This window comes from Bacillus sp. FSL M8-0256, assembly GCF_038005765.1.
GTDB lineage: Bacteria > Bacillota > Bacilli > Bacillales > Bacillaceae > Bacillus > Bacillus safensis.
Genome location: NZ_JBBOTU010000001.1, coordinates 1,038,484 through 1,060,234, shown reverse-complemented (window position 1 = coordinate 1,060,234; position 21,751 = coordinate 1,038,484). Strand labels below are relative to the sequence as shown.

Genomic DNA, 21,751 nt, shown 5'->3' with positions numbered 1-21,751 from the left:
CCTCCCATGTTGTACGGTAAAGAAAAAGAGACCGCAAACACCCAAAGCGTATTTCTACACTTCGGTGCCTGCGGTCTCTCCAGTTCTCCAACCGTTCTATTAACTTACTTGAAGTATACCATACTTTTGGTTTATTTGAAAGCTTGAGCTGCTTTTACAGCCTTTTTCCACCCGCTGTATAACGAGTCACGGCTGTCCTCTTCCATTTTAGGGTCAAAGCGCTTGTCAAGGTTCCATTGTTTTGCAATGTCTGAACGGTCGTTCCAGAAGCCAACTGCTATTCCCGCAAGATAGGCCGCACCGAGTGCCGTCGTTTCATTAATTTCTGGACGCTCTACTGGTACATCCAGCAAATCACTTTGGAAGCCCATTAAGAAATCATTCTTTACAGCTCCGCCATCCACACGCAAAGTTTTTAATGAGATGTTTGAATCCTTTTCCATCGCATCTAAAACATCTTTCGTTTGATAAGCAAGTGATTCTAACGTTGCACGGACAAAGTGCTCTTTAGAAGTACCGCGTGTTAATCCGAATACAGCGCCTCTGACATCACTGTCCCAATATGGTGTGCCTAGACCAACAAATGCTGGAACGACATATACGCCATCTGTTGACTCAACGCGCTCCGCATAGGCTTCGCTGTCTTTTGAGTCTTTAAACATTCTCAGTCCATCGCGCAGCCACTGGATCGCTGAACCAGCTACGAAAATACTTCCTTCTAAAGCATATTCAACTTTACCGTCAATGCCCCATGCAATTGTCGTTAATAAACCATGATCCGACTTAATTGCTTTTTCCCCTGTATTCATCAACATGAAACATCCTGTGCCATACGTATTCTTCGCCATTCCTTCTTCAAAGCAAGCCTGACCGAATAGTGCAGACTGCTGGTCTCCCGCCGCTCCTGCAATCGGGATATTTCTGCCGAAGAAGTGATAGTCTGTTGTTTCACCATAGATGTGTGAAGATGGTTTTACCTCTGGAAGCATAGAAGCAGGTACGCCAAGGATCTCAAGTAATTCTTCATCCCATTTCAGATCGTAAATGTTGAACATTAACGTTCTTGACGCGTTGGAGTAATCTGTGACGTGTGATTGACCGCCTGTCATCTTCCAAATGAGCCATGTATCAATTGTGCCAAACAGCAAGTCGCCATTTTCTGCTTTCTCACGAGCACCTTCTACATTGTCTAAAATCCATTTTACTTTTGTCCCTGAGAAATAAGCATCAATGAGAAGACCTGTTTTATTTCTAAACGTTTCATTGTGTCCTTGCGCTTTTAACTCTTCACAAATGCCAGACGTTTGTCTAGACTGCCAAACAATTGCATTATAAACGGGTGCGCCTGTATGTTTATCCCAAACAACAGCTGTCTCACGCTGGTTCGTAATTCCGATACCGGCGATTTGATCTGCTTCAATGCCTGATTCAATTAAAGCAGTTGAAATGACGGATAGAACAGAGCTCCAAATTTCATTTGCATTATGTTCTACCCAGCCTGGGTTCGGAAAATATTGATTAAATTCCTTCTGAGCTGTATGTGCAATTTTGCCTTCTTGATCAAATAAGATCGCTCTTGAGCTTGTTGTCCCTTGATCTAAAGCGAGAATATATTTTTCTTTTGCCATGGTGTTTTCCTCCCCTTACATACTTTCATTTACAGCATTTGTTTGATTTTTCGTAGAGACATAGAGTCCTAACAATACCACAACTAAAATAACGCTTACAATCCAAAAGGCTGGTGTGATGTTCGCTTTAAAAGCTGCATTGTAGAAAACACCGCCAAATGCACCGCCTAAAATTGGACCAACGACTGGCACCCAAGCATACTTCCAATTCGATGGACCTTTACCTGGAATCGGCAGAATCGCATGTGCAATTCTCGGACCTAAATCACGTGCAGGGTTAATTGCATAACCAGTTGTTCCACCTAAAGAAAGACCAATTGCGACAATTAAGAATCCAACAATCAGCGGATTGATTCCGTCTGCGAATTTATTTGCACCAATCGATAAGATTCCTAGAACCAATACAAATGTACCGATGACTTCACTAAGTACGTTTGCAAAAGTATGCGGAATCGCAGGACCAGTTGAGAATACACCCAGCTTTGCACCTGGATCGTCTGTTGCTTTCCAGTGCGGTAAGTAATGTAAAAAGACAATAATAGCTCCTATTAATGCGCCAAGCATTTGGCCGGCAATATACATTGGTACATCAGCCCAAGGAAAACTTCCTTCTAGCGCAAGCCCAATTGTTAGTGCTGGATTCAAATGAGCTCCGCTGATTCCACCTGTTGCATAAGCTGCTATGGCTACTGCAAATCCCCATCCGAAAGCGATTACAATCCAGCCGGACTGATATGCGAGCGATTTCTTTAAATTGACTGCCGCACATACACCGCCTCCAAAAATAATGAGAAGCATTGTACCTACGACTTCACCCCAAAATGGTGTCATGAAAATTCCTCCTCTGGTTCAGTTGCCATCCCCTATGAATGTGTAAAAAAAGATAAAGAAAAAAGATCCACAACAAACATACTTTACATCAGGGTCATTTGTCACCTAGTAAAGCGCTGTTGTGGATCTCCGTTTCTCCATCACATGATATTAACTTAGTGCTATAGTATCAGAGGATGAAAACGTTGTCAATCAATTTTCACATTTTATCTTTTTCACTTTTGGAACGCTTTCCAAAGGGCTGTATTCGATGTTGTCACAGCTGTAGCTCCCGCTTCAAGCGCTCTTTCTACATCTTCTTTTGTACGGATAAACCCGCCTGCAAATATTGGAATCCCAGCTCGCTCGCGCACTTCTGTAATTAAATCCGGTACGACCCCTGGCAATACTTCAATAAAATCTGGGCGGTGTTTTCCTACGAACTCCATGCTTTTTTCCATCGCACTTGTATCAAGTAAAAACATTCGCTGAATGGCATATACCTTTTTTTGCTTGGCTTTTACTATGACAGAAGACCTAGTAGAAATAATTCCTGCCGGCTTCATTTCCTGACAAATAAATTCCGTTCCATACTCATCATGTTTGATCCCATGAATGAGATCGACATGGACAAACATTTTTTTATGATGGGCATTTGCCTCATTCATAATGCCCTTTAGCCGGCCTAAATGCACATCAAGTAAGACCCCATATGTAAATGGACTTTTTAAAAATTCCTCAAATTGCTTCATATTGCGAACAGCAGGTAGAATGGGTTGATCATGAAAACTCATATGCCGTCTCCTTCTATAGTGTATTGGTTCAGTCTTCTCCTAACAGTAATAGAATCTCTTCTATTTTTCAATACACCTAGTGTATCCAATGCCGATTTCACCTAGCAGATCTTAATGTATGTGCTCTTCCCATAGAAAAAAGCAGAGAAATCTCTCTGCTATAACTGTGCCATGCTTTCTTTTAGCGTGTTGATAATAAATGAAGCGTCTTCGGCTGTTATATTTAGCGGCGGTGCAAGCTGGGCAACGTTATTATAGCCGGCAACCGTATCACCATTTTTCCCGATGATCAGTCCGCGTTTTTTACATTCTGCAATCAATTGACCGACAACCTGTGGAGCAGCCGGTTTTTTAGACTGTTGATCCTGAACAAGTTCAATACCAAACAGCAGGCCTTTCCCTCTGACATCACCGACAAATGGATGCTCTTTTAACTCTTGTAAACGTTCAAGCATGTCTTGCCCAAGTGTGTCAGACCGTTCTACTAATTTCTCGGTTTCCATGATCTCTAGGTTGGCAAGGGCCACCGCACAAGAAGCAGGGTGACCGCCAAATGTATTTACATGGCGCAGCCTGTCATACGTATCTTCCCCTGCGTAGGCTTCATAGATTTCTCGTTTCACGCACGTTGCAGAAAGAGGTAAATAGCCGCTTGTGATCCCTTTTGCCATTGTGATGATGTCCGGCTTTACATCTTCATGCATAAAACCAAACCGCTTCCCTGTCCGGCCAAAGCCGCAGATGACTTCATCCACAATGAGAAGCGCTCCATGAGCCTCACAGATGTCTTTGACCTTCTTCAAATACCCTTTTGGCGGCATTAAGATACCGCCGCCTGTAATAATCGGTTCCATAATGACCCCAGCAATGGTCTCACTTAGTTCCCACGTCATGGCTTGATCGATTGCCGTTGCACTTGCCAAAGTCTCTTGATCCTCAGGATGACGATACATATCAGGCGGTGCGACATGGATAAAGCCTTGACCTAATGGCTCATATTTATATTTACGCTGCGCCTGCCCCGTTGCAGCAAGAGCTGCTGCGGTATTACCGTGATACGACCGATACCTGGAGATGAACTTTGTTCTTGTGCTCTCTCCTTTTTGCGCATGATATTGTTTGGCGATCTTAAAAGCGGCTTCATTGGCTTCAGAACCGCTGTTAGAAAAGAAGATGACATAGTCCCCGCCAAGCCATTCATTTAGCTTTTCAGCCAGCTGAATCGCTGGCACATGGCTTTGCGTCAGCGGATAGTAAGGCATTGTATTTAGCTGCTCATATGCCGCTTCTGCAAGCTCTTTTCTGCCATAACCGGCATTTACACACCAAAGACCTGACATCCCGTCTAAATAGCGATTCCCATGAATATCAGTCACCCATGCGCCTTCTGCCTTGTGAATGACCATGCTTTCATTTTCCTTGTTTGTCCCTTTCATATGATGCCAGATCAACTGATCATCTTTCGCCTGAAGATTTTGAGCCTGCTCATGTATTTTCATCTTCCCGACCCCCATGTATCCGTTTTCATCATTAAAGAAGCTTAAACCGGTTCAGCAGCACATTGCCCCTCTATTCATTATATGGCTGAAAAGGGAGGCATATGAAACTGAAACTAGGCCGCCCGTAAGAGAGAACCAACCATTACTTTCATTATAAAAAAGGGGCCGGGCCCATTACATTAGACAGATCGTCAACTGATTGAAAAGAACCGTAAGACACTCTACTAGGATGCTTAGCAAATCTAACATACCTCGTTAACGGTCATTTCCTTGCAGGAATTCATATGCAAGAATCGCAAATTCAAGCGCCTGTCGTTTCGGTGCCTGCATCATATCCTCGCCAAGCAATGCTTGCAGTTTATCTAGTCTATGATAAAGCGTCTGCCTGACAATATAGAGCTGGCTTGCAGTTTCCTTTTTAGAACCGTTTGTCTGTAAAAAGATATTCAGCGTTTGATAAAGTCTGCCGCTATTTTGCTTATCATATAAAATGACAGGCTCCAAATACTCTTTCACCATACATTCAAGCAGTCCGCTTTCCTTCATGACAGGCATGAGACGGAGCATATGCAAATCTTGATAAAATGGGCTTTCCACACGCTGGGGCATCACTTTCTTTAAATGCAGCACTTCTTTGGCTGCTTGAAAGCTTTTTCTCATATGCTGAAACTGTTCACAATATGGACCGATGCCAAAATTGATCACAGTTCCGCGGGGCTGCTCGCGCTCATACAATTGTTTGATATCACTCGCAGCCCTCTCTGCACGCTCTTTCCAATCCTCCTTCTTTCTCGTGTTCAATAAAATAAACAAGGTTTGTCCTTGATGCTCATAAGGAATCAAATGGAAACCCGCACGCTGAAAGATAGAGCGGCACGATACGAGAAAATATAGATTTCCTGCGATTTCTTCGATTTGATGATGCTTTTGAAAGAGCATCACCACACAGCCGGTTGGCTTTTTCAATCCTTCTGTTTCTTCAAGATGCTCTAAAATATCTCTTTCTGTATGCTCTTCTTGGAACCATTTTTGCAGCCATTCGTTCTCTTTTGTCTTCTTCAATTCTTCTGTATAAAGCTCTCTTAGCGTTTGCTGGGCAAGAGCATTTGCCCCTTTATCCATTACGAGCAGTTCGAATTCTGAGAGTGTGTTTGTTTGATGAATGAGCACAAGGTCTGCAAATGTCTGCTTGAGTGCAAGCACTTCTTTTTTGGTCACTTCGTATCCTTTTGGCAAGGAAGCAAACTGTAAATAATTCATGACCATCTCTTCGGTTTGTTTGGAGGAATCACATAAAATAATCGGCTCCCCCTGAACAGGAATGAGTAAAAGAATGCCCCTTACGTGCTGATACACTTGATCCAAAATATCCATCTGCGGATGGGGAGTCAGCAAAAGCTCATTCAGCTTTGATGACAGTGCTTCTAAATCAGCCATCATTTGATACTGGCGTTCAATCATCATCGTATGGAGATGCTGTGTGATGTTGACGAATTTCACTTCTTTTGTAAACAAAATCAGCGGAAAATCTCTTTCTTCTGCATATGCAATCAGTTCTTCCGGCACATCGAATCTGAGCGGAACAAATTCAATACATAAGCCTGCCGCACCAGAATCGATCAGCTGTTTTAAAAATGCTTGAAACACATCCAATTGATCATGAAAGCCTGCGGCTGTGGTTAATATGAGCTCTCCCCCATTTAACAAATCTTCTACAGCAGGCACTTCTAGCACATGGACCCATTTGACCTGCCGAAACAATCCCTTTTCTCCTGCTAACACTTTTGCATGGGCAAAATACTTTGTTTTTAACACATCACTCACTTGAAAATGAACATCTGCATTCATTGATATGTCCCCCTTTGTTTGCCGCCTATCCCCTATCCCAGAGGGTGCATAGATAAAATCCATAATAAAACTGGTAATGTCACGATGCTTAAAACGGTACTGAGAAATGTCGTGCTTGAGACAAACTCAGGCTTCGTTCGAAATTGTACAGCCATCAGGGTGGTATTTGCTGCTGTCGGCATGGCTGCAACTAAGATCATAATTTGTTTCACTAGATCATCTACCGGTAAAATGAGTGTAAAGCCAAATGCGATGAGTGGTGAGATAAACAGCTTCAGCAATACAGCATAAGAAATATTGCGATAATCCACTTGCTTAAAAGAAATGACGGCGAGCTGCATGCCTAAAATAAGCATAATCGTCGGTATGGCGGCATCTCCCACAAGCTGGACACCCGTCATCACCTCTTTAGGTAGTGTAAGATCCATCAGCTGAAATAATAGACCGAGGAGTGCCCCATATGCAACCGGCATACGCAGCACTTTTTTCAGCACGACCTTCCCATCCCCTGCATCCTCTCCGCCCTTTGCTGCATAATACATACCGATCGTACTCATGACAAGCTGCTGCAGCACCATTAAGACGATGGCAATATCTAAACCTGCTGCTCCGAAGACAAGCAGGACAACAGGCGTGCCGTAATTCCCATTGTTCATAAATGCTGACGACAGAATCATGGCACAATACATTTCCTTCGAATAACCATAAATACGAGATAAAATAAAGACACATAAAACAAGTGAAAGACAAAGTCCGACGACAAAAATAGATAGGTACACATAGTCCATCGACACTTTGTTTTGATAAAAGGTTTCAAACGCAAGAAATGGTGACATTAAATATAAAGACATTGATGAGAGCGTATGTATGTCAAAACCAATGGCCTTCTGCCCAATATACCCGATAAGGAAAATACCGAACACTGGCAGTAAGACAAGTAAAAACTCCATGCTGCACCTACTTTTCTCTAGATGAATTCCTATTCTTCCTCATAATCATACCACTGTTAAACAATAAAAAAGAAGCACCCTTATGAAAGGCCGCTTCTCTCCTCATCCAAATAGAACACTTCCCACAAATGACCATCAAGATCCTGAAAGCTCCAACCGTACATGAACCCATGATCCTGCTTTTCCTTAAACGGTGACCCGCCTGCTGCCATCGCCTGCTCCACCAGCTCATCGACCTCTTTTCGTGAATCAACCCGCATAGAGACAATGACCTCTGATCCCTGCCTTGCATCCACCAATTGTTTTTCTGAGATGGTTTGAAAATGCTTATGGGTTAACAGCATGACCGTAATGGTGTCACCAATGACCAAACAAGCTGCCTGATCATTCGTCAGCTGCTCTTGAAAATCAAAACCCAGCTGCTCAAAAAAAGCCTTTGATTCCTTGACATGCTTTACCGGTAAATTGATATACAAATGTTTAGCTTGTCGTCCCATGTTCCTCTCCTTTTTGAACACATGATCTCCTTTCAGTATATTCAGATTTTGCTCCAGCATCCCTTTATCGCATGAAAAAATAAGCTCTCCATCTTATTTAAGTAAAAAATGATGATGAATCTTGAACAGGTAGCAGCGCTCGTGCTGCTACTGTGTCTCTTAATCAAAAAAAAGCGCCTTGTGACAGGCGCTTCTTTTCAGCGTGATAGAAAACCTTTGCAGTCTAGGAAGGTCGAGCACCGGAGCGGATGAAACATTCGTGAGCACTGGAGCGCAGACCTGACACCGAATGCGAGGGTTTGTCTGTGCGCTGGAGCGCCTTGTGACAGGCGCTTCCTTTCATTATTTCTTATATTCAATATGGTACACGTCTCTTCTTCGGTCTTTGAGCTGACGTACCGTTCCATCTTGCCGCTGTCTTCTTAAAATTTCTAAATCAACATCGCCAACGACAACCATTTCTATATTCGGATTACATTCTCCTACAATCCCATCTCTTGCAAATTCAAAGTCAGATGGGGCAAAAATCGCTGACTGTGCATATTGGACATCCATATTTTCGGTTTGCGGAAGGTTTCCGACAGTTCCTGAGATAACGGTATAAATCTGGTTTTCAACCGCTCTAGCCTGTGCACAGTAACGCACTCTTAAATAGCCTTGGCGGTCTTCTGTACAGAACGGAGTAAAAATAATTTTCGCTCCTTTATCAGCTGCAATTCGAGCAAGCTCAGGAAATTCAATATCGTAGCAAATTTGGATTGCAATTTTACCACAGTCTGTATCAAATACCCGAACCTGATCACCTGCTGAAATCCCCCACCATTTTCTTTCATTCGGTGTGATATGGAGCTTATATTGCTTTTCAATTGTTCCATCACGTCTAAATAAATAAGCGATATTGTAGATTTTCCCTTCCTCTTCAACGAAATGGGATCCGCCAATGATGTTAATGTTGTACTTCACAGAAAGGTCTGTGAACAAATTAATGTAGTCCTCGGTATATTCTGTGATCCTTTGCACTGCAAGACTTGGGGAGCGCTCCTCTAAGTAAGACATGAGCTGCGTTGTAAAAATTTCTGGGAATACGGCAAAGTCAGCTGACGCATCTGATGCGACATCAACATAATACTCCACCTGATTCATGAATTCCTCGAAGGAATGAATTTGTTTCATCGCATATTGAATGACGCAAATACGAACTGGGAATGCCGATTTATAATATCTCTTCGATTGCGGACGATAATCAACATTGTTCCATTCCATTAACGTAGCATATGTGCTCGATGCCTTATCGTCCGGCAAGTAATTCGGATTGATCCGCATGAGGCTGAATTCATTTAACAGCTGAAAAGATAAAACAGGATCATAAATTTGATGAAGCATGACCTGCTCCACATATTGACGAGGCGTCATTTCCTCTTGGTATTTATGATAATTCGGGATGCGTCCGCCAATGATGATGCTTTTTAAATTTAATCTTCTCGCTAAGTCTTTTCTTGCTTCATATAAACGATGGCCAATTTTCATGCGGCGGTATTCAGGACTAACCATCACTTCAATTCCATACATATTCATCCCATCTGGATTATGGTTAGTGATGTACCCATCATCTGTGATGTCCTGCCAAGTATGACGGTCATCGTATTCATCAAAGTTAATTAATAAACTTGAACAAGAGCCAATGATTTCTCCCTCAAATTCAGCACAAAACTGACCTTCTGGGAAATGCTCAAGATGGCTTTCAAGGTGCTCTCGTTTCCAAGGGTCCATGCCCGGAAAGCATACCTCCTGCAAGGCGATGATTCGGTCAATATCTTCTTCCCGGATATTACGGATCACCATTCTTTTTTCAAACCGCGTTAAATCGAGTTTTTCTGCCATGATGTTTTTGCCCCCTTACTGATCCTCTTTTTCAAGCTGATGGAATAGCTGGAGCAATTCGATTTCAGCCATGGATTCTAATCTGACATCATATTCTTCAAACTGCAGCGTGCTCGTCACTTTGTTTGGGACGATGACGCATTTCATGCCTGCGCGTTTGGCAGCAATTGATCCATTCACTGAATCCTCAAATGCCACACAATCCTTTGGCTCTACACCTAAGCAGCTTGCGGTCTGCAAATAAAGCTCTGGATTTGGTTTGACTTCTTCCACATCATCTGACGTGCGAATACATTCAAAGTAATCGAAAAGACCAATTTGCTTCAGGTGATCAGACACCCATTTATAGTCTGAGCTGGAAGCAAGGCCAATCTTGATCCCAAGCTCCTTCGCTGCCTGTAAATAAGCTTCTACGCCAGGTCGTGCTGATTCATCCTTCATTCTCTTTTGAAAACGAGAACGCCGGTCCGCTGTGAGTGCCTCATGATCGAGCGTCTTTCCTAGCTGCTTTTCTAAGTATTCAAAAGGCTTAAAGCCTGCCTGCGTCCCAATGACGTTGCCCCATACAGAAAGAGGCAGCTCCGACTCATGCTCTGCAAATATTTCTTGTAAAACTTCATATTCATGTGTTTCTGTATCTAAAATTAATCCGTCAAAATCAAATATAATCGCCTTTACCAACGAGGCCACTCCTTTTTTTTACGAAAGTCTTTAATATGATACTCAATGCTATCATATCGTGAATAAAATTGACTTTCAAAGATGAATGTCTGCTAAAATAATTATGTATAAAAGGAGCCTGTACCAATTTTGTCAGGCTCCTACCCGTGTTCGGTTTATTCTGCAAGAGATCCAAGCGCTCCGATTCGTGGAGAAATAGGCAAAGTTGAAAAAGAGCGGGTTTGGTATTACAGATCTAAAGGTTTCTCCGTTCCCTTAAAAATAGTATGTGCGGCAGCCTTGTAAGTTAACAAGGAAGTTCACACCAACTTTTACGCATTTTGAAGACGGCGGCTGGCAAAATCGTCTAAATCAAATGGAAAAGAAAAGCCGCATGCATTGACCTGCTTACGGTTTCGCTCGAATAGCTCACGATCACGCTTTGTAATATGGCGTTTAGGTTTTACAATAATGGTATGTAATAGCTGAAGTCCCGATAAAATACGAAAAGCATCGTCCATCGTTCCGTTATATACCCCTTCAACAAAGGTCAGCGGGCGTTCTTGTTGACGCGCAGCTGGGTTTTCACCGACAGCATGGGATAGAAGATCTTCAACATCCTTTGATATTTCTTCAATTGCCTGCTCTTGCAGGTCTGTAGCAGCTTTCATTATTCTCACGTGGCATCTACCTCTCTGTCGTTATTTCTCCATTCAGAATAGCACAGAAAAAAAGGCGTTCGCCAAGGTAAGTGTTTCCTATATATACCCAAAGAGAGGAACGGATATCATGAACATTAACGGACACACGCTCTCGCTAAAAGCAGGTGAGCAGGATCATGACACTTCACTGAGTCAGTTTTTAAAAACAGCCGTGTCGGCCTCAAAACCGATTATCCATTTTTGGATGGAGCACCAAAAAATACGTTTAAATCAAAAGCCTGCCCATCACGCGGCAAAGGTTAGTACAGGCGATCACATCCTGATCGATTTATTTGAAACGGAAGAGAGTGATGTAACGCCAGAATATGGTGAATTAGAGGTGCTTTTTGAGGACGAGCACTTATTGATTGTGCAAAAGCCCGCTGGACGACCAACGCACCCGAATGAAAAGGGACAAACGGGCACACTGGCAAACCTTGTGGCCTTTCATTTTCAAGCAAATGGCGAAGAAAAGCGAGTGAGACATATTCACAGACTAGATCAAGACACAAGCGGCACGGTCATTTTTGCCAAACACAGATTAGCTCATGCTCTGCTTGATCAAATGCTTTCTAAAAAAACGATCAGCCGAACCTATATCGCTATCGCAGAAGGACTTTTCAAGAAAAAGAAAGGCACTATCGAGGCAGCGATCGGCCGTGACAAGCATCATGCCGTCAGACGAAGAATCTCTCCTACTGGTCAAAATGCTGTCACTCTCTTTCAGGTCATGGACATCAATAAACGCCTGCAAATGACAGCCGTCAAGCTGCAACTTGAGACGGGAAGAACACATCAAATTCGAGTCCATCTTAGCAGTCTTGGGCACCCTTTAGCCGGAGATACACTTTATGGCGGAGCTCGCCATCATATCAACAGATGCGCTCTCCACGCCAAACAAGTAGACATGACACATCCTTTTACAGGTGAGCAACTGAGCATAGAAGCACCGCTTCCACTAGATATGTCCCAGCTCATGGACGAGATCATTCATTAAAAAAGAGCCTGCTTTTAATAAGCAGGCTCTTTCTTCATTAGACAGATGCTCTTTTTGCATAAATAATGTACCGCTCTGGTGCATTGCCGACGAAATGAAATGGATAGCATGTCGTTAACACGAGCTCTTCCTTTTTATTCTGCAAAGTAATAATGGATGTATCATGCTGATCCACGATTTTCGTATGTGTGATTTCATAAACAAACTCACCATACGGCACAGTGATTTTCAGCTGATCGCCAATATTCAATTCACCTGTTCGGCGAAATACCGTGTCACGATGGCCAGATAGGACGATTTGTCCCTTTTGATCAGGGTAATAACTGCCTTTGTAATGCCCGACTCCTTTGGCAAGATCATCCGCATCTGTCCCTTCGACAATGGGTAGGTCTGCTTTTAATTTCGGAATCGTCAGGATGCCAGAGGCTTTCCCCACATCAGGAGAAAACTGCTTCTTTGACATCCCCTGATCGTCCGCTACCGCTTTCTTCGCGTCTTCTAATGATTGTGCTGTTTGAAGGTGCGTAGAGGCGATTTGCCAAATTCCCCAGCCGAGCAAGACAATTCCTGCTGTCATCACAGTAAGTGCAAGCCACTTTTTCATGCTTAAACTCCTTTACCTGTTACATTTCTCTTAGATGATACGCTCTTTAGCTTGCTGCTTTTTCTTCTTGTTTTGCTTTTTGAATGCGTCCCTCTTTTTGATACACAATGGAAGCTCCTTCAAAACTCTTCACAAAAGCGACAGTGGCTTCTAAATCCTCTGGACCTGTTTCAGGATTTTTCCCCAGCCTTCCTATCGGTGCATACTTACTGCCAGTTGCAGTTGCCATAAAGTTATTCACCGTGAGTGTATATGTTTGATCAAGCACAACGGCTGATCCATCTGGCAGCTTTAAGTCGACTACTTTATATGTTACCGGATCATAGGAATATGAAAAGCCCGAAATGCTATAATCTGGTCCAAATTGAGGAGAAATTTGCGCTTCAATGATCTCAGCCAAGTCTTTCCCCTTAATCTCAAGTTTAACTAATACGTTGCCGAAAGGCTGAATATTAAACAGATCTCCCCACGTAATCGGCCCTTTTTCAAGGTTTTGTCTGATGCCGCCGCCATTCATCATAGCAAAATCACTTTTCATAGAATACCTCATGCCATCAGCAATCAAATTACCGAGCGGCGTGTCTCCATCATTTGAATAGCCGCCTTCCATTTTGATACCAGCTTCTCCAACTACCTCACTAATAATCGGCTCAACTTCTTTCCCGTAATGAGCTAGGATGCCGGCTGCTTCCTTGTCCTTTTCAATACCAGACTGGTCTACGTACTGGATATTTGCACTCTTTTTGACAATATCCTTCGTTTTCCGGTCAAGTGTTACATTAACTTCGCCAATGGCCTTCCCATATTCAAAGGCTTGAACAATTAATTTCCCATTGACCTCTCCGTTTACGACTTCGTGATTATGCCCCGCAAAGATGACATCAATTTCATCATCGCCTTCTTTGGCAAGCTTCGCACTTTCTCCAGTGATGGTGTCTCCATTTTGTGAGGCTGTCATATGAGCTAAAACCGCTATGGCCTTGATCCCTTTTTGTTTTAGTTCCTTCGCGGCTTCATTTACGGCTTTGACTTCATCTGTAAACTGAATGTTTTTAATCCCTTCTGGCATGACCATTCCTGCGGCTGACTTTGTCACAACACCGATAAATGCTACAGGAATTCCTTCGACATCCATGATTTCATAAGCAGGTAAAAGTGGTTTGCCTGTATCCTTGTATTCACAGTTTGCACAAACGAGCGGAAAATTCTGCCCGTCATATCCCTTTGTGCCTTTAGGATGATCTCCGCCATTTATGATACGTAATAGCTCGTCCACCCCTTCATCAAATTCATGGTTGCCGACCGTGCCAACATCAAAACCAATGTTCTCCATGAGTTCAACTGTTGGTTCATCTTGCAGAAGAGACGATATTGGAGAGCTGCCGCCTATCATATCTCCAGCATGGACTGTGATCGTATTTTTGTTTGCTGCTTGTTTCTGTTTCATATAAGCCGCCACATAATCCATCCGTCCGTACGTCCCTTTATTGCCATCACCTTTTAGATCCAGCTCGTATTGTTGATCAATTTTTCCGTGTAAATCATTCATGCTTAAAATGGTTAACGGGACTTCCCCAGCTTCCTCTGCCGGCTGATAGCCAGCCTGTTCTGCTTCTTCTTTTGAAGCAAAAAAGATGCGTTTATCTACAGCGATTTCTTTCCAGCTGTCAGGCGATACGTACGTTTTCGCTGATGAATCACCGACGTAGCGTGTCAGTCCTTTTTTCTGTTCACGTGCTCTAAATTCAAACGGCTGTTCCAGCAGCGGATCCGCTTCATTCCAAATGCCCAGCCCTTTTTCTTTCGCCTCTTTGACCGCTTTTTGGAACGTCTGATAGTCCTTTTCATCTCCAACCGGCCAGATGAAATACGTAGGGGCATATCCTTTTTTCACAAGCTCTAAATTCGTATTGACCCCTTTTTTAGTTTTCACTTGAGCTAAAAGACGTCCATAGGCGTCCTTCGCTTCAGGACCAATCTTTAATGTGACTTTATCTCCGCTTGAAAGAAGCGTATTTAAATAGTCCGCCGCCTTTTGTCCAAAACGCAGCTGGTTTTGATCTAATTCATTTTTTGGCTTATGGTACGTTTCCGGCGTGTCCATATTCACAAAGCGCACCTTTGTTGTACCAAGCACAGGCTTCTTTAAATGAATCGTATCTCCATCTACCACCCGGTCAACCGTTGCCTCGTATTCTTTCTTCATTTTTGGCGGCTTCCGCTGGCGTTTCTGCAGACTGACATCACCTTTGTGTCTTGGAAGCACCTGCAGCGTATCATATCTGCTTAACACTCCTGTAAACTCATACCATTTCCCTGTCTTTACTTCATCAATGGCACTAGTATCCACCATCACTCTAAGGATGGTGCTGTGATATTTTTTATCAATGACTACTACATTGTATCCACCGCCAGCCGGCTGCTCTGGTTTTGATTCAACATAGCCTTTGACCTTCACAAGTTTTCCTTCATGTTTACGTGCCTGATCCGTTTCTAGTTGTTTCACGGAGACTCGCTTCGGTTTTGGCAAAGTTTGATTCACACCATCGATCTTCAGACGGTCTCGATCCGGCACAATTTCAATCAGTCCTTTATAAGACGTGATCTTCCCCGTTACTGTCACCTTCATGCCTGCTTTTAGTTCTGGGAAATTGCTTTGCTGTGCTGAATAAATATTGATTCCAGCTGATTTGTCTTGAATGTACGTTGACAGTTTCCCATTGCCTATAGCCGATTGGTCTGCTGTCACAATTCCACTCACCGTCACCGTCTCTCCGATCAGCTGACGGGCTTTCTTGATTTTCATTGGCTTCTTTTGGTTCCAAACCGTTTCATTCTTTTCAGACGCAATGGCTTGTTCTGCTGTGATCATGCCAGGCAGTAAGGATTGCAGACTAAAGATCACTAAAACCAGACAGCAGATCATTCGAATGGATCGAACACGTTTCATTAGACCCTCCCCTTCCGAGCTTTATCTCTCATAGTGTACTAAGTAAATATTGATGGTAGATGGATTTCTTGTAAATCTTATGTCTGTCAGCTCATTGGAAACGTAATAATCACTCGTGTCCCTTCAAAGCTTTTGCTTTCAAAACGAATGCTGCCGCCATGGCTTTCAATGATTTTAATCGTCATCATTAAACCAAGGCCAGTCCCTTTTTCTTTCGTTGTATAAAAAGGTTCACCCAGTTTCCCTATTTCTTCTTCTGGTATGCCCTTTCCCTGGTCTTCAAAAATCAGCATCATCTGATTATGTTCCAATACGGATGTGACTTGAATGACACCTGTCACACCATCCATCGCTTCAATACCGTTTTTAAGAATGTTTAAGAAAACTTGTTTCAGCTCATTTGGTATACCTTGAATGTTTGGCAGCGACGGAGATAAATTCTTCTGAATAGACACGCCTTTTAAAACCGCCTGTGATTCAACGACCATGATCACTTCTTCGAGCAGAAGATTGACATGTACCGGCTCAAATTTCACCGATTTGCTTCTAGAGAGCACAAGGAATTCATTAATAATCGCTTCAAGCCGATTAAATTCAGACATCATCACATCTGCATAATCCTTCTGATATTTCTTACTTTGAATCATCAGCTGTAAAAATCCCTTTAACGACGTCAGCGGGTTCCGTATCTCATGGGCGATGCCGGCTGCAAGTTGACCAACTGCGGACAGCATCTCTGACTTCATCAGCATTTTCTCTGACTGCTTTTGATTGGTAATGTCCTCTGAAATCCGCATCACGGTTGACTGCATTTTGTCAGGATCATCAATTCGGTGTAAAGAGACTCTCTCCCATCGTTCACGGCCTGATAAATCCTGAAAGTACAGCTCACCAGTCCAGCTGCCTTCTTTTAAACAAACATCCCATTGCTTTTCTAAATCATCACATTGACACAGCGAATAATAGACAGAAAAAATATCTTTGCCGATCAGGTCATATTCATGCTGCTGTACAAACTGGCAAAAGCGCTGATTCACGCATTGGATGACCCCTTCCTCAGTTGCAACAACAATATGGATATGGCTATTATCCAGTGCTGTTACCGCTAGATGGAGTGACTGTTTGATTTTTGTCATTTCCGTCATTTTAATCCACGTCATCACCGCTCCCTCATGATCTTGATCAAAGATAGGTGTGATGTGAACAGTGAATTGTTCTCCTTCATTCGTTTCAATTTCTCGTTCGATGACACGCCTGTCCGAGATAACCGATTGTATGTCATGATAGAGCGTTTCCTGCGTAAGCTTCTTAGCCATCGCCTGAAAGGATTGCTGTTGCCTTATTTGAGCTGAAGTAAATAAAGAGGCGGCTGTAGGAGTGTAATAGCGAATATTCATGTCCCGGTCCACAAACAACGTCGCAAGCTGTGGCTTAACAGAAGGTCTATACAGTTCTTCCCTTGTTACCCTTAAGTTGTTTATGATATTAATAAAATGCTCGTGTTTTTTCTCAAGCTCCGCTATTTGCGTGTTTTTCACTTTTAATTGAGCCCTTGCCTCCTGCTCTTTTTGTTTAATTTCATTGAGTTCATTTTCTAAATCGACAATACGCTGTTGATAAACTGAATTCTGATCTGGCATTCCTTTTTCCCTGCTGTTCTTTTGAATTTTCCCTCTCTCATTCATTCGAATGAGAATGACGTATACCCCTTTAAAACGGTGATCAAAACTCTTTACAATAAAATCCGCATACTGCTTTTTTCCTTTTTCCGAAATGAGGACATGCTGAAACACAACCTCTGTCTCGTCCGTCCATACCTTTTGAAAGGTTTGACTCAACATCTCTTTCAAATAATCAGGTGTCACATATTCACATGATTGATTTGACACTTCTGTACGGTCTAAGAAGGAATAGGCCCCATTTGACATCGCCAGAATTTTGTCACAATCATTGATCACCATGCATGCGTCATATTCTTCGCTCACTTCTTCCATATATTGAGCAGCTCGCTTTTTTAACTCGGCATCACGAGCGTCATATACCCAAGGGACACTAGATGCAGGAACATTTGAATAGGCGTAAATGTTCCACTTCTCATTGAATAATTGAAACAATCGAGGAATATTGGGAACAGTTTCATTTGGCCCTAAGATTAACACCCCTTGATCTTTTAAAGCATATTGGAATCGGGATAATACTCGTTTTTGTACTTCTGGCTCAAAGTACATCAGAACATTTCGGCAACTGATAAAATCGAGGTGGATAAAAGGTGAATCAATCAATAAATTGTGAGGAGCAAAAACAATATGTTTTCTAAGCGACTGCTTCACAATAAAAGCGTCACCTTTTTTTTCGAAATATCGCGCCCGCCATTTTTCCGGTATGCTTGCCATAGACTCTATCGAATAAAGACCTTTACTAGCTATTTGAATGGCTTTTCGGTTGATATCTGTCGCAAAGACTTGAAGTTCAATGGACACATCTCTTCGCTTCATTTCTTCTAAAAATAAAATCGTAAAAGAATAAGCTTCTTCCCCTGTCGAACATCCCGCAATCCAAATTCGGCATCGAGATTTCCCGTTGTTCATCGAATGGTCAATGATTGACGGGATCACCTTCTGTTCACATACTCGAAAAGCCTCCATATCTCTAAAGAAAGCAGTCGTGCCGCTTAGGAGCTGGGCATGCAGGCGGTCAAGCTCATCTGGTTCTCTTTCTAATAGACGATCGTACTCTGTTAATAATGACATCGGTTCGTCTGCGGTGCGCATGCGTTTTTGAATAACAGAAAGCAGCCTTTTCTTTTCATAGGTTGAAAAGGCAATCCCTTTATACATTTCGAGACGTTCAATGATTCTTAGTAAAGCTGGATCCGTCTCATCCACATGCGGGACATTGATGATATTGGCCATATAAGCTGCAAGGGTGGATGGATTTTTGAATGTGTGATGATACATGCTGTCAAAACCACTCTCTACCTCACTGCATGATAAAGCTGTACCGCCTTGCTCAACCAACCGAAGCAATCCACTCCCCACACAATGACCTTTTTGAAAAAAGATCGCAAACGCCTCTTCCTTTTGAACACTGGCAAGTGACTTAAAAAGCAAGTCGACAGAGCATGCCTTGTTTGTTGGCAGCTGCTCTGATACATGAAGCCGATGATCTTCTGTTAACGTCACAGCCGCATGCTGCGGACAAAAATAGATGGTCTTCTTCATGACTTTCTCACCATGTTTAATCGTTTTTGCCCGGTAGCCAATCGGTAAAACAAGTGCTTCTAAATCTGTTATACAATCGCCTGTCACATGATTTTGCACAACAATAAAAGAGGCATTTAATTCATGTGGCAACGATTGAAAAAAAGCCTCAAGATGATGCTGTTCAAACGGCGAAACACCGATGCCGATCACTGGTGCCTGCACATGTTCGTCTTCTATCAAACGATTAATGATTTTGTCCTGCATCTGGTACCCCCATGTTCATTCGTCTGATACTTTTTTTCGACAAAAAGAAAGAAAACCCTCTAATTGTAAATAATGTTTTTTGCATGAAAACGTGAAAACATCCTCACATTAAAACAGATTGTATAAACAAAAGGAGGAATCTCAATGCAAAACGATCAGCAGCCAATGTTTCAAGGAAACGCTCAGCAGCCTGAACTCAACCATGGCGGGCATGAGTTATTCGATTTACATGAAATTTTAGCCGGCACGATTAATATTTTGGATCAATATATGATCCTGCGGCAATTTATTCAAGATCCTGCATTATCCGACATCCTGGATCGACAATATCAATTCGTTTTATCCCAGTACAATGTCACTGTAGATTGTTTTTCTACAGGCCAAAAGCCTAGTGAAGAAACCGCTACTTATATGATGAAAGAACACACACAAGTGACATACGGAATCAAACCTACTCAGCCGAAGAAGCCGAATCAGTCCTTACAGGATGTAAAAGACTTAGGTATCACAGGACATATGCTCAGCCTAGTCAAATCACACGCTGGGTTACTTTCCATGTCCGCATTAGAAGTGACAAACCCTGTTGTCAGACGTGTGCTTGCTGCGCAGATCCCGAACTTTATCGAAATGGCCTATGAAATTTTCTTGTATCAAAACAAGCATGGCTACTATCAAGTTCCTCAGCTTTCCAAACAAGACATGACAGCCATGACGTCAGCTTTTGCACCGCTTCAGGGGCAGGTTCAAATGCCTCCTAGCAAGGCTGATCAACAAAGGCCTCTTCATTAAAAAAACGGCTGACCCCTTCTCTGGTCAGCCGTTTTTTCTTTGGTACATCACTTTGAACTGTTCTTCAAAATCTGTGAGCCTCTCCCCAGTCGCCTGTTCAAAGCCGCTAGCAAATTGGCCCGTTTTCGCAGTTTCCTCCATGATCTCATGTATGACATCTCGTCCGTAAAGCTGCACCAGCTCATAGATCATATAATAGCTTTGTAAATAGACATCTGTCTCATACGTTACCCGGGAGTTCTGCCAGTCCTGATCAGAATGAAGAGAGTGAAATGGAATCACGTCGAAGCGTTCAGACGTAGCATTTAACACGTCATAGGCCGTCCATTCTGCTGTTCCCTCGTGGAACCAAAGCGGAAAAATGCCTGGAGATACTTCATATGAATGGACCTTTTCATAGAAAACAAAATGAGCATACTCATGAATAAAAAGCGTATTGAAAAAGTATAAAGGCAGTGTCTCTTTCTTCAATAATGCTTCCCGTTTATCTGGATATAACCCAATCATTTGATCATGATCAGAGTAAAATCCGGTTATATGCTTAATTCCAGCCATTTGTTCGATCGTCTCTTTATCATCAAAATAAATAACGTCTAAAGGTCTGTCAGCTTCAAACTGAAACACTGACGATGTTCTCTTCTCTGCCTGTTTCATGGCCTCTATGGTCAGATCAACAAAAGCATCCTCTTCCTCTGCATAGTAGATTCGAATATGTTCATAGACTTGCTTATTGAGTCCCTCCGTGATAACCGTTTTAGGAGAAGACTGCTCCAAATATTGTCCTGTCAGCTGAAACGCAACATAAATCAAGTACGCGGTGAAAGCATAAAAAATCAGACCTGCTGCAATCATCCCGCTTACAAGTTTTTTATGAATCAATGACGGCCTTGCTTTCATTTGCTCCCCACCTGAATTCATCCTGCACCCTCTTTCTCTCTCTATGAAGAAACAAAGATCAACAAGAGGTGATATATTTTTTACTTTATGCAGTCAGGTGCGCGAGGTGCGGTTCCAAACAAAAAAGCCGCATATGACATACGGCTTTTGTCGTAGCTATTTTGATTCAGGGAAGACACGTCTAACCGTTTCAGTAAATTCATCGAAAAATCCTGAAATCGGCTCTCCGCTTTTAATACGTTTTCCATAACCTTGCATACGATCGACAAAGTCTGGATTAGCAGATACATACACGTTGTCGATTTGTTGATCCGTTGATTTGACTTTGTCTGAAATTTTCTTTTTCAGATCGTCCGTCACATCACCGCTTTTATTGCCTTCAAGTACAACGGCAACAAATGCATTTTTTCCTGTGACAAGTACGTTCGCTGTTTTCACTTCAGACATATTGGCTACGAGCTCTGACGCCTTATCTGACACTTTGACCTTCTGAGGTGTTTGAACATCTGGCTGATCCTGCCTCATGTTGTCATTCTTATATGTGACATTTTCATACTGCCGTTTCATTGTTCCTCTACGCTCATCGCCTTGGTTGTTCATTCCACACCCAGCGGTGATTAATGTTGGCACGAGCAGTAAAGATAGCATCCATTTCTTATTCATCAATTATTCCCTCCTTTTGCTCATAGGTTTTTCATCCAACCGGCTTTTTATGCACATATCCTCTCTTTCCGCAAAATGAATTCATAATTCAGCTGTGATTGGTCATCCTAAACTTG

At 42.6% G+C, this 21,751-nt stretch carries 17 protein-coding genes; 2 read left to right on the top strand and 15 right to left on the bottom strand.

The genetic code is table 11. From position 1 onward, the window contains the following. Positions 1–131 precede the first annotated feature (131 nt). From glpK to NSQ76_RS05195, 10 genes are all read right to left on the bottom strand, one after another. Positions 132–1,628 carry a glycerol kinase GlpK gene (glpK, locus tag NSQ76_RS05240; RefSeq protein WP_024425302.1) on the bottom strand — a complete coding sequence of 499 codons (1,497 nt, stop codon included), beginning with the start codon at positions 1,626–1,628 and terminating at the stop codon, positions 132–134. Positions 1,629–1,643: 15 nt separating this feature from the next. Then, positions 1,644–2,459, bottom strand: coding sequence for an MIP/aquaporin family protein (locus NSQ76_RS05235; RefSeq protein ID WP_024426603.1), 816 nt, complete (start codon positions 2,457–2,459; stop codon positions 1,644–1,646). 215 nt (positions 2,460–2,674) lie between these two features. Then, positions 2,675–3,232: a glycerol-3-phosphate responsive antiterminator gene (locus NSQ76_RS05230; protein WP_024425304.1), complete on the bottom strand. Its 558-nt coding sequence runs from the start codon at positions 3,230–3,232 to the stop codon at positions 2,675–2,677. Positions 3,233–3,390: 158 nt separating this feature from the next. After that, entirely contained in the window at positions 3,391–4,731 is a 1,341-nt protein-coding gene (locus tag NSQ76_RS05225; protein WP_341052839.1) for an aspartate aminotransferase family protein, read from the bottom strand. Positions 4,732–4,986: 255 nt separating this feature from the next. After that, a complete protein-coding gene (locus tag NSQ76_RS05220; RefSeq protein ID WP_024425306.1) occupies positions 4,987–6,579 on the bottom strand; it encodes a PucR family transcriptional regulator in 1,593 nt (530 codons plus the stop codon). Positions 6,580–6,611: 32 nt separating this feature from the next. Continuing rightward, complete coding sequence (locus NSQ76_RS05215; protein WP_024425307.1) at positions 6,612–7,529, bottom strand: AEC family transporter; 918 nt, start codon at positions 7,527–7,529, stop codon at positions 6,612–6,614. An 80-nt stretch (positions 7,530–7,609) separates the two neighbouring features. Further along, positions 7,610–8,026 (bottom strand): VOC family protein, encoded by a 417-nt coding sequence (locus NSQ76_RS05210; protein ID WP_024425308.1) that lies wholly within the window; start codon positions 8,024–8,026, stop codon positions 7,610–7,612. Positions 8,027–8,368: 342 nt separating this feature from the next. Beyond that, a complete protein-coding gene (locus NSQ76_RS05205; protein ID WP_012009394.1) occupies positions 8,369–9,907 on the bottom strand; it encodes a bifunctional GNAT family N-acetyltransferase/carbon-nitrogen hydrolase family protein in 1,539 nt (512 codons plus the stop codon). Positions 9,908–9,922: 15 nt separating this feature from the next. Next, positions 9,923–10,588 carry an HAD family hydrolase gene (locus NSQ76_RS05200; protein ID WP_277722216.1) on the bottom strand — a complete coding sequence of 222 codons (666 nt, stop codon included), beginning with the start codon at positions 10,586–10,588 and terminating at the stop codon, positions 9,923–9,925. A 311-nt stretch (positions 10,589–10,899) separates the two neighbouring features. Then, a complete protein-coding gene (locus tag NSQ76_RS05195; protein WP_025093310.1) occupies positions 10,900–11,247 on the bottom strand; it encodes a DUF5365 family protein in 348 nt (115 codons plus the stop codon). Positions 11,248–11,356: 109 nt separating this feature from the next. Here NSQ76_RS05195 and NSQ76_RS05190 point away from each other — a divergent pair, with 109 nt between their 5' ends. Continuing rightward, positions 11,357–12,265: an RluA family pseudouridine synthase gene (locus NSQ76_RS05190; protein ID WP_285707658.1), complete on the top strand. Its 909-nt coding sequence runs from the start codon at positions 11,357–11,359 to the stop codon at positions 12,263–12,265. 37 nt (positions 12,266–12,302) lie between these two features. On the opposite strand, the gene NSQ76_RS05185 is transcribed toward NSQ76_RS05190, so the two are convergent. The 3 genes from NSQ76_RS05185 to NSQ76_RS05175 form a co-directional block, all read right to left on the bottom strand. After that, complete coding sequence (locus NSQ76_RS05185) at positions 12,303–12,869, bottom strand: class D sortase (protein WP_041089565.1); 567 nt, start codon at positions 12,867–12,869, stop codon at positions 12,303–12,305. Positions 12,870–12,915: 46 nt separating this feature from the next. Next, a complete protein-coding gene (locus NSQ76_RS05180; protein WP_341052831.1) occupies positions 12,916–15,819 on the bottom strand; it encodes a 5'-nucleotidase C-terminal domain-containing protein in 2,904 nt (967 codons plus the stop codon). A gap of 86 nt (positions 15,820–15,905) precedes the next feature. Continuing rightward, on the bottom strand, positions 15,906–19,286 hold the full coding sequence (locus NSQ76_RS05175; protein WP_285707653.1) for a CheR family methyltransferase: 3,381 nt from the start codon (positions 19,284–19,286) through the stop codon (positions 15,906–15,908). 144 nt (positions 19,287–19,430) lie between these two features. Here NSQ76_RS05175 and NSQ76_RS05170 point away from each other — a divergent pair, with 144 nt between their 5' ends. Further along, positions 19,431–20,075, top strand: a complete 645-nt coding sequence (locus NSQ76_RS05170) for a spore coat protein (RefSeq protein WP_025093306.1) — start codon at positions 19,431–19,433, stop codon at positions 20,073–20,075. A gap of 24 nt (positions 20,076–20,099) precedes the next feature. Here NSQ76_RS05170 and NSQ76_RS05165 read toward each other — a convergent pair whose 3' ends face one another. Further along, a complete protein-coding gene (locus tag NSQ76_RS05165; protein WP_335342869.1) occupies positions 20,100–20,972 on the bottom strand; it encodes a hypothetical protein in 873 nt (290 codons plus the stop codon). Between the two features lie 156 nt (positions 20,973–21,128). After that, positions 21,129–21,635, bottom strand: a complete 507-nt coding sequence (locus tag NSQ76_RS05160; RefSeq protein ID WP_034623898.1) for a YhcN/YlaJ family sporulation lipoprotein — start codon at positions 21,633–21,635, stop codon at positions 21,129–21,131. Between the last annotated feature and the right edge of the window lie 116 nt (positions 21,636–21,751).

Coding starts and splice junctions, on each gene's coding strand:
- glpK (WP_024425302.1), bottom strand. CDS start 1,628: ATGGCAAAAGAAAAATATATTCTCGCTTTAGATCAAGGGACAACAAGC.
- NSQ76_RS05235 (WP_024426603.1), bottom strand. CDS start 2,459: ATGACACCATTTTGGGGTGAAGTCGTAGGTACAATGCTTCTCATTATT.
- NSQ76_RS05230 (WP_024425304.1), bottom strand. CDS start 3,232: ATGAGTTTTCATGATCAACCCATTCTACCTGCTGTTCGCAATATGAAG.
- NSQ76_RS05225 (WP_341052839.1), bottom strand. CDS start 4,731: ATGAAAATACATGAGCAGGCTCAAAATCTTCAGGCGAAAGATGATCAG.
- NSQ76_RS05220 (WP_024425306.1), bottom strand. CDS start 6,579: ATGAATGCAGATGTTCATTTTCAAGTGAGTGATGTGTTAAAAACAAAG.
- NSQ76_RS05215 (WP_024425307.1), bottom strand. CDS start 7,529: ATGGAGTTTTTACTTGTCTTACTGCCAGTGTTCGGTATTTTCCTTATC.
- NSQ76_RS05210 (WP_024425308.1), bottom strand. CDS start 8,026: ATGGGACGACAAGCTAAACATTTGTATATCAATTTACCGGTAAAGCAT.
- NSQ76_RS05205 (WP_012009394.1), bottom strand. CDS start 9,907: ATGGCAGAAAAACTCGATTTAACGCGGTTTGAAAAAAGAATGGTGATC.
- NSQ76_RS05190 (WP_285707658.1), top strand. CDS start 11,357: ATGAACATTAACGGACACACGCTCTCGCTAAAAGCAGGTGAGCAGGAT.
- NSQ76_RS05185 (WP_041089565.1), bottom strand. CDS start 12,869: ATGAAAAAGTGGCTTGCACTTACTGTGATGACAGCAGGAATTGTCTTG.
- NSQ76_RS05180 (WP_341052831.1), bottom strand. CDS start 15,819: ATGAAACGTGTTCGATCCATTCGAATGATCTGCTGTCTGGTTTTAGTG.
- NSQ76_RS05175 (WP_285707653.1), bottom strand. CDS start 19,286: ATGCAGGACAAAATCATTAATCGTTTGATAGAAGACGAACATGTGCAG.
- NSQ76_RS05170 (WP_025093306.1), top strand. CDS start 19,431: ATGCAAAACGATCAGCAGCCAATGTTTCAAGGAAACGCTCAGCAGCCT.
- NSQ76_RS05165 (WP_335342869.1), bottom strand. CDS start 20,972: ATGAAAGCAAGGCCGTCATTGATTCATAAAAAACTTGTAAGCGGGATG.
- NSQ76_RS05160 (WP_034623898.1), bottom strand. CDS start 21,635: ATGAATAAGAAATGGATGCTATCTTTACTGCTCGTGCCAACATTAATC.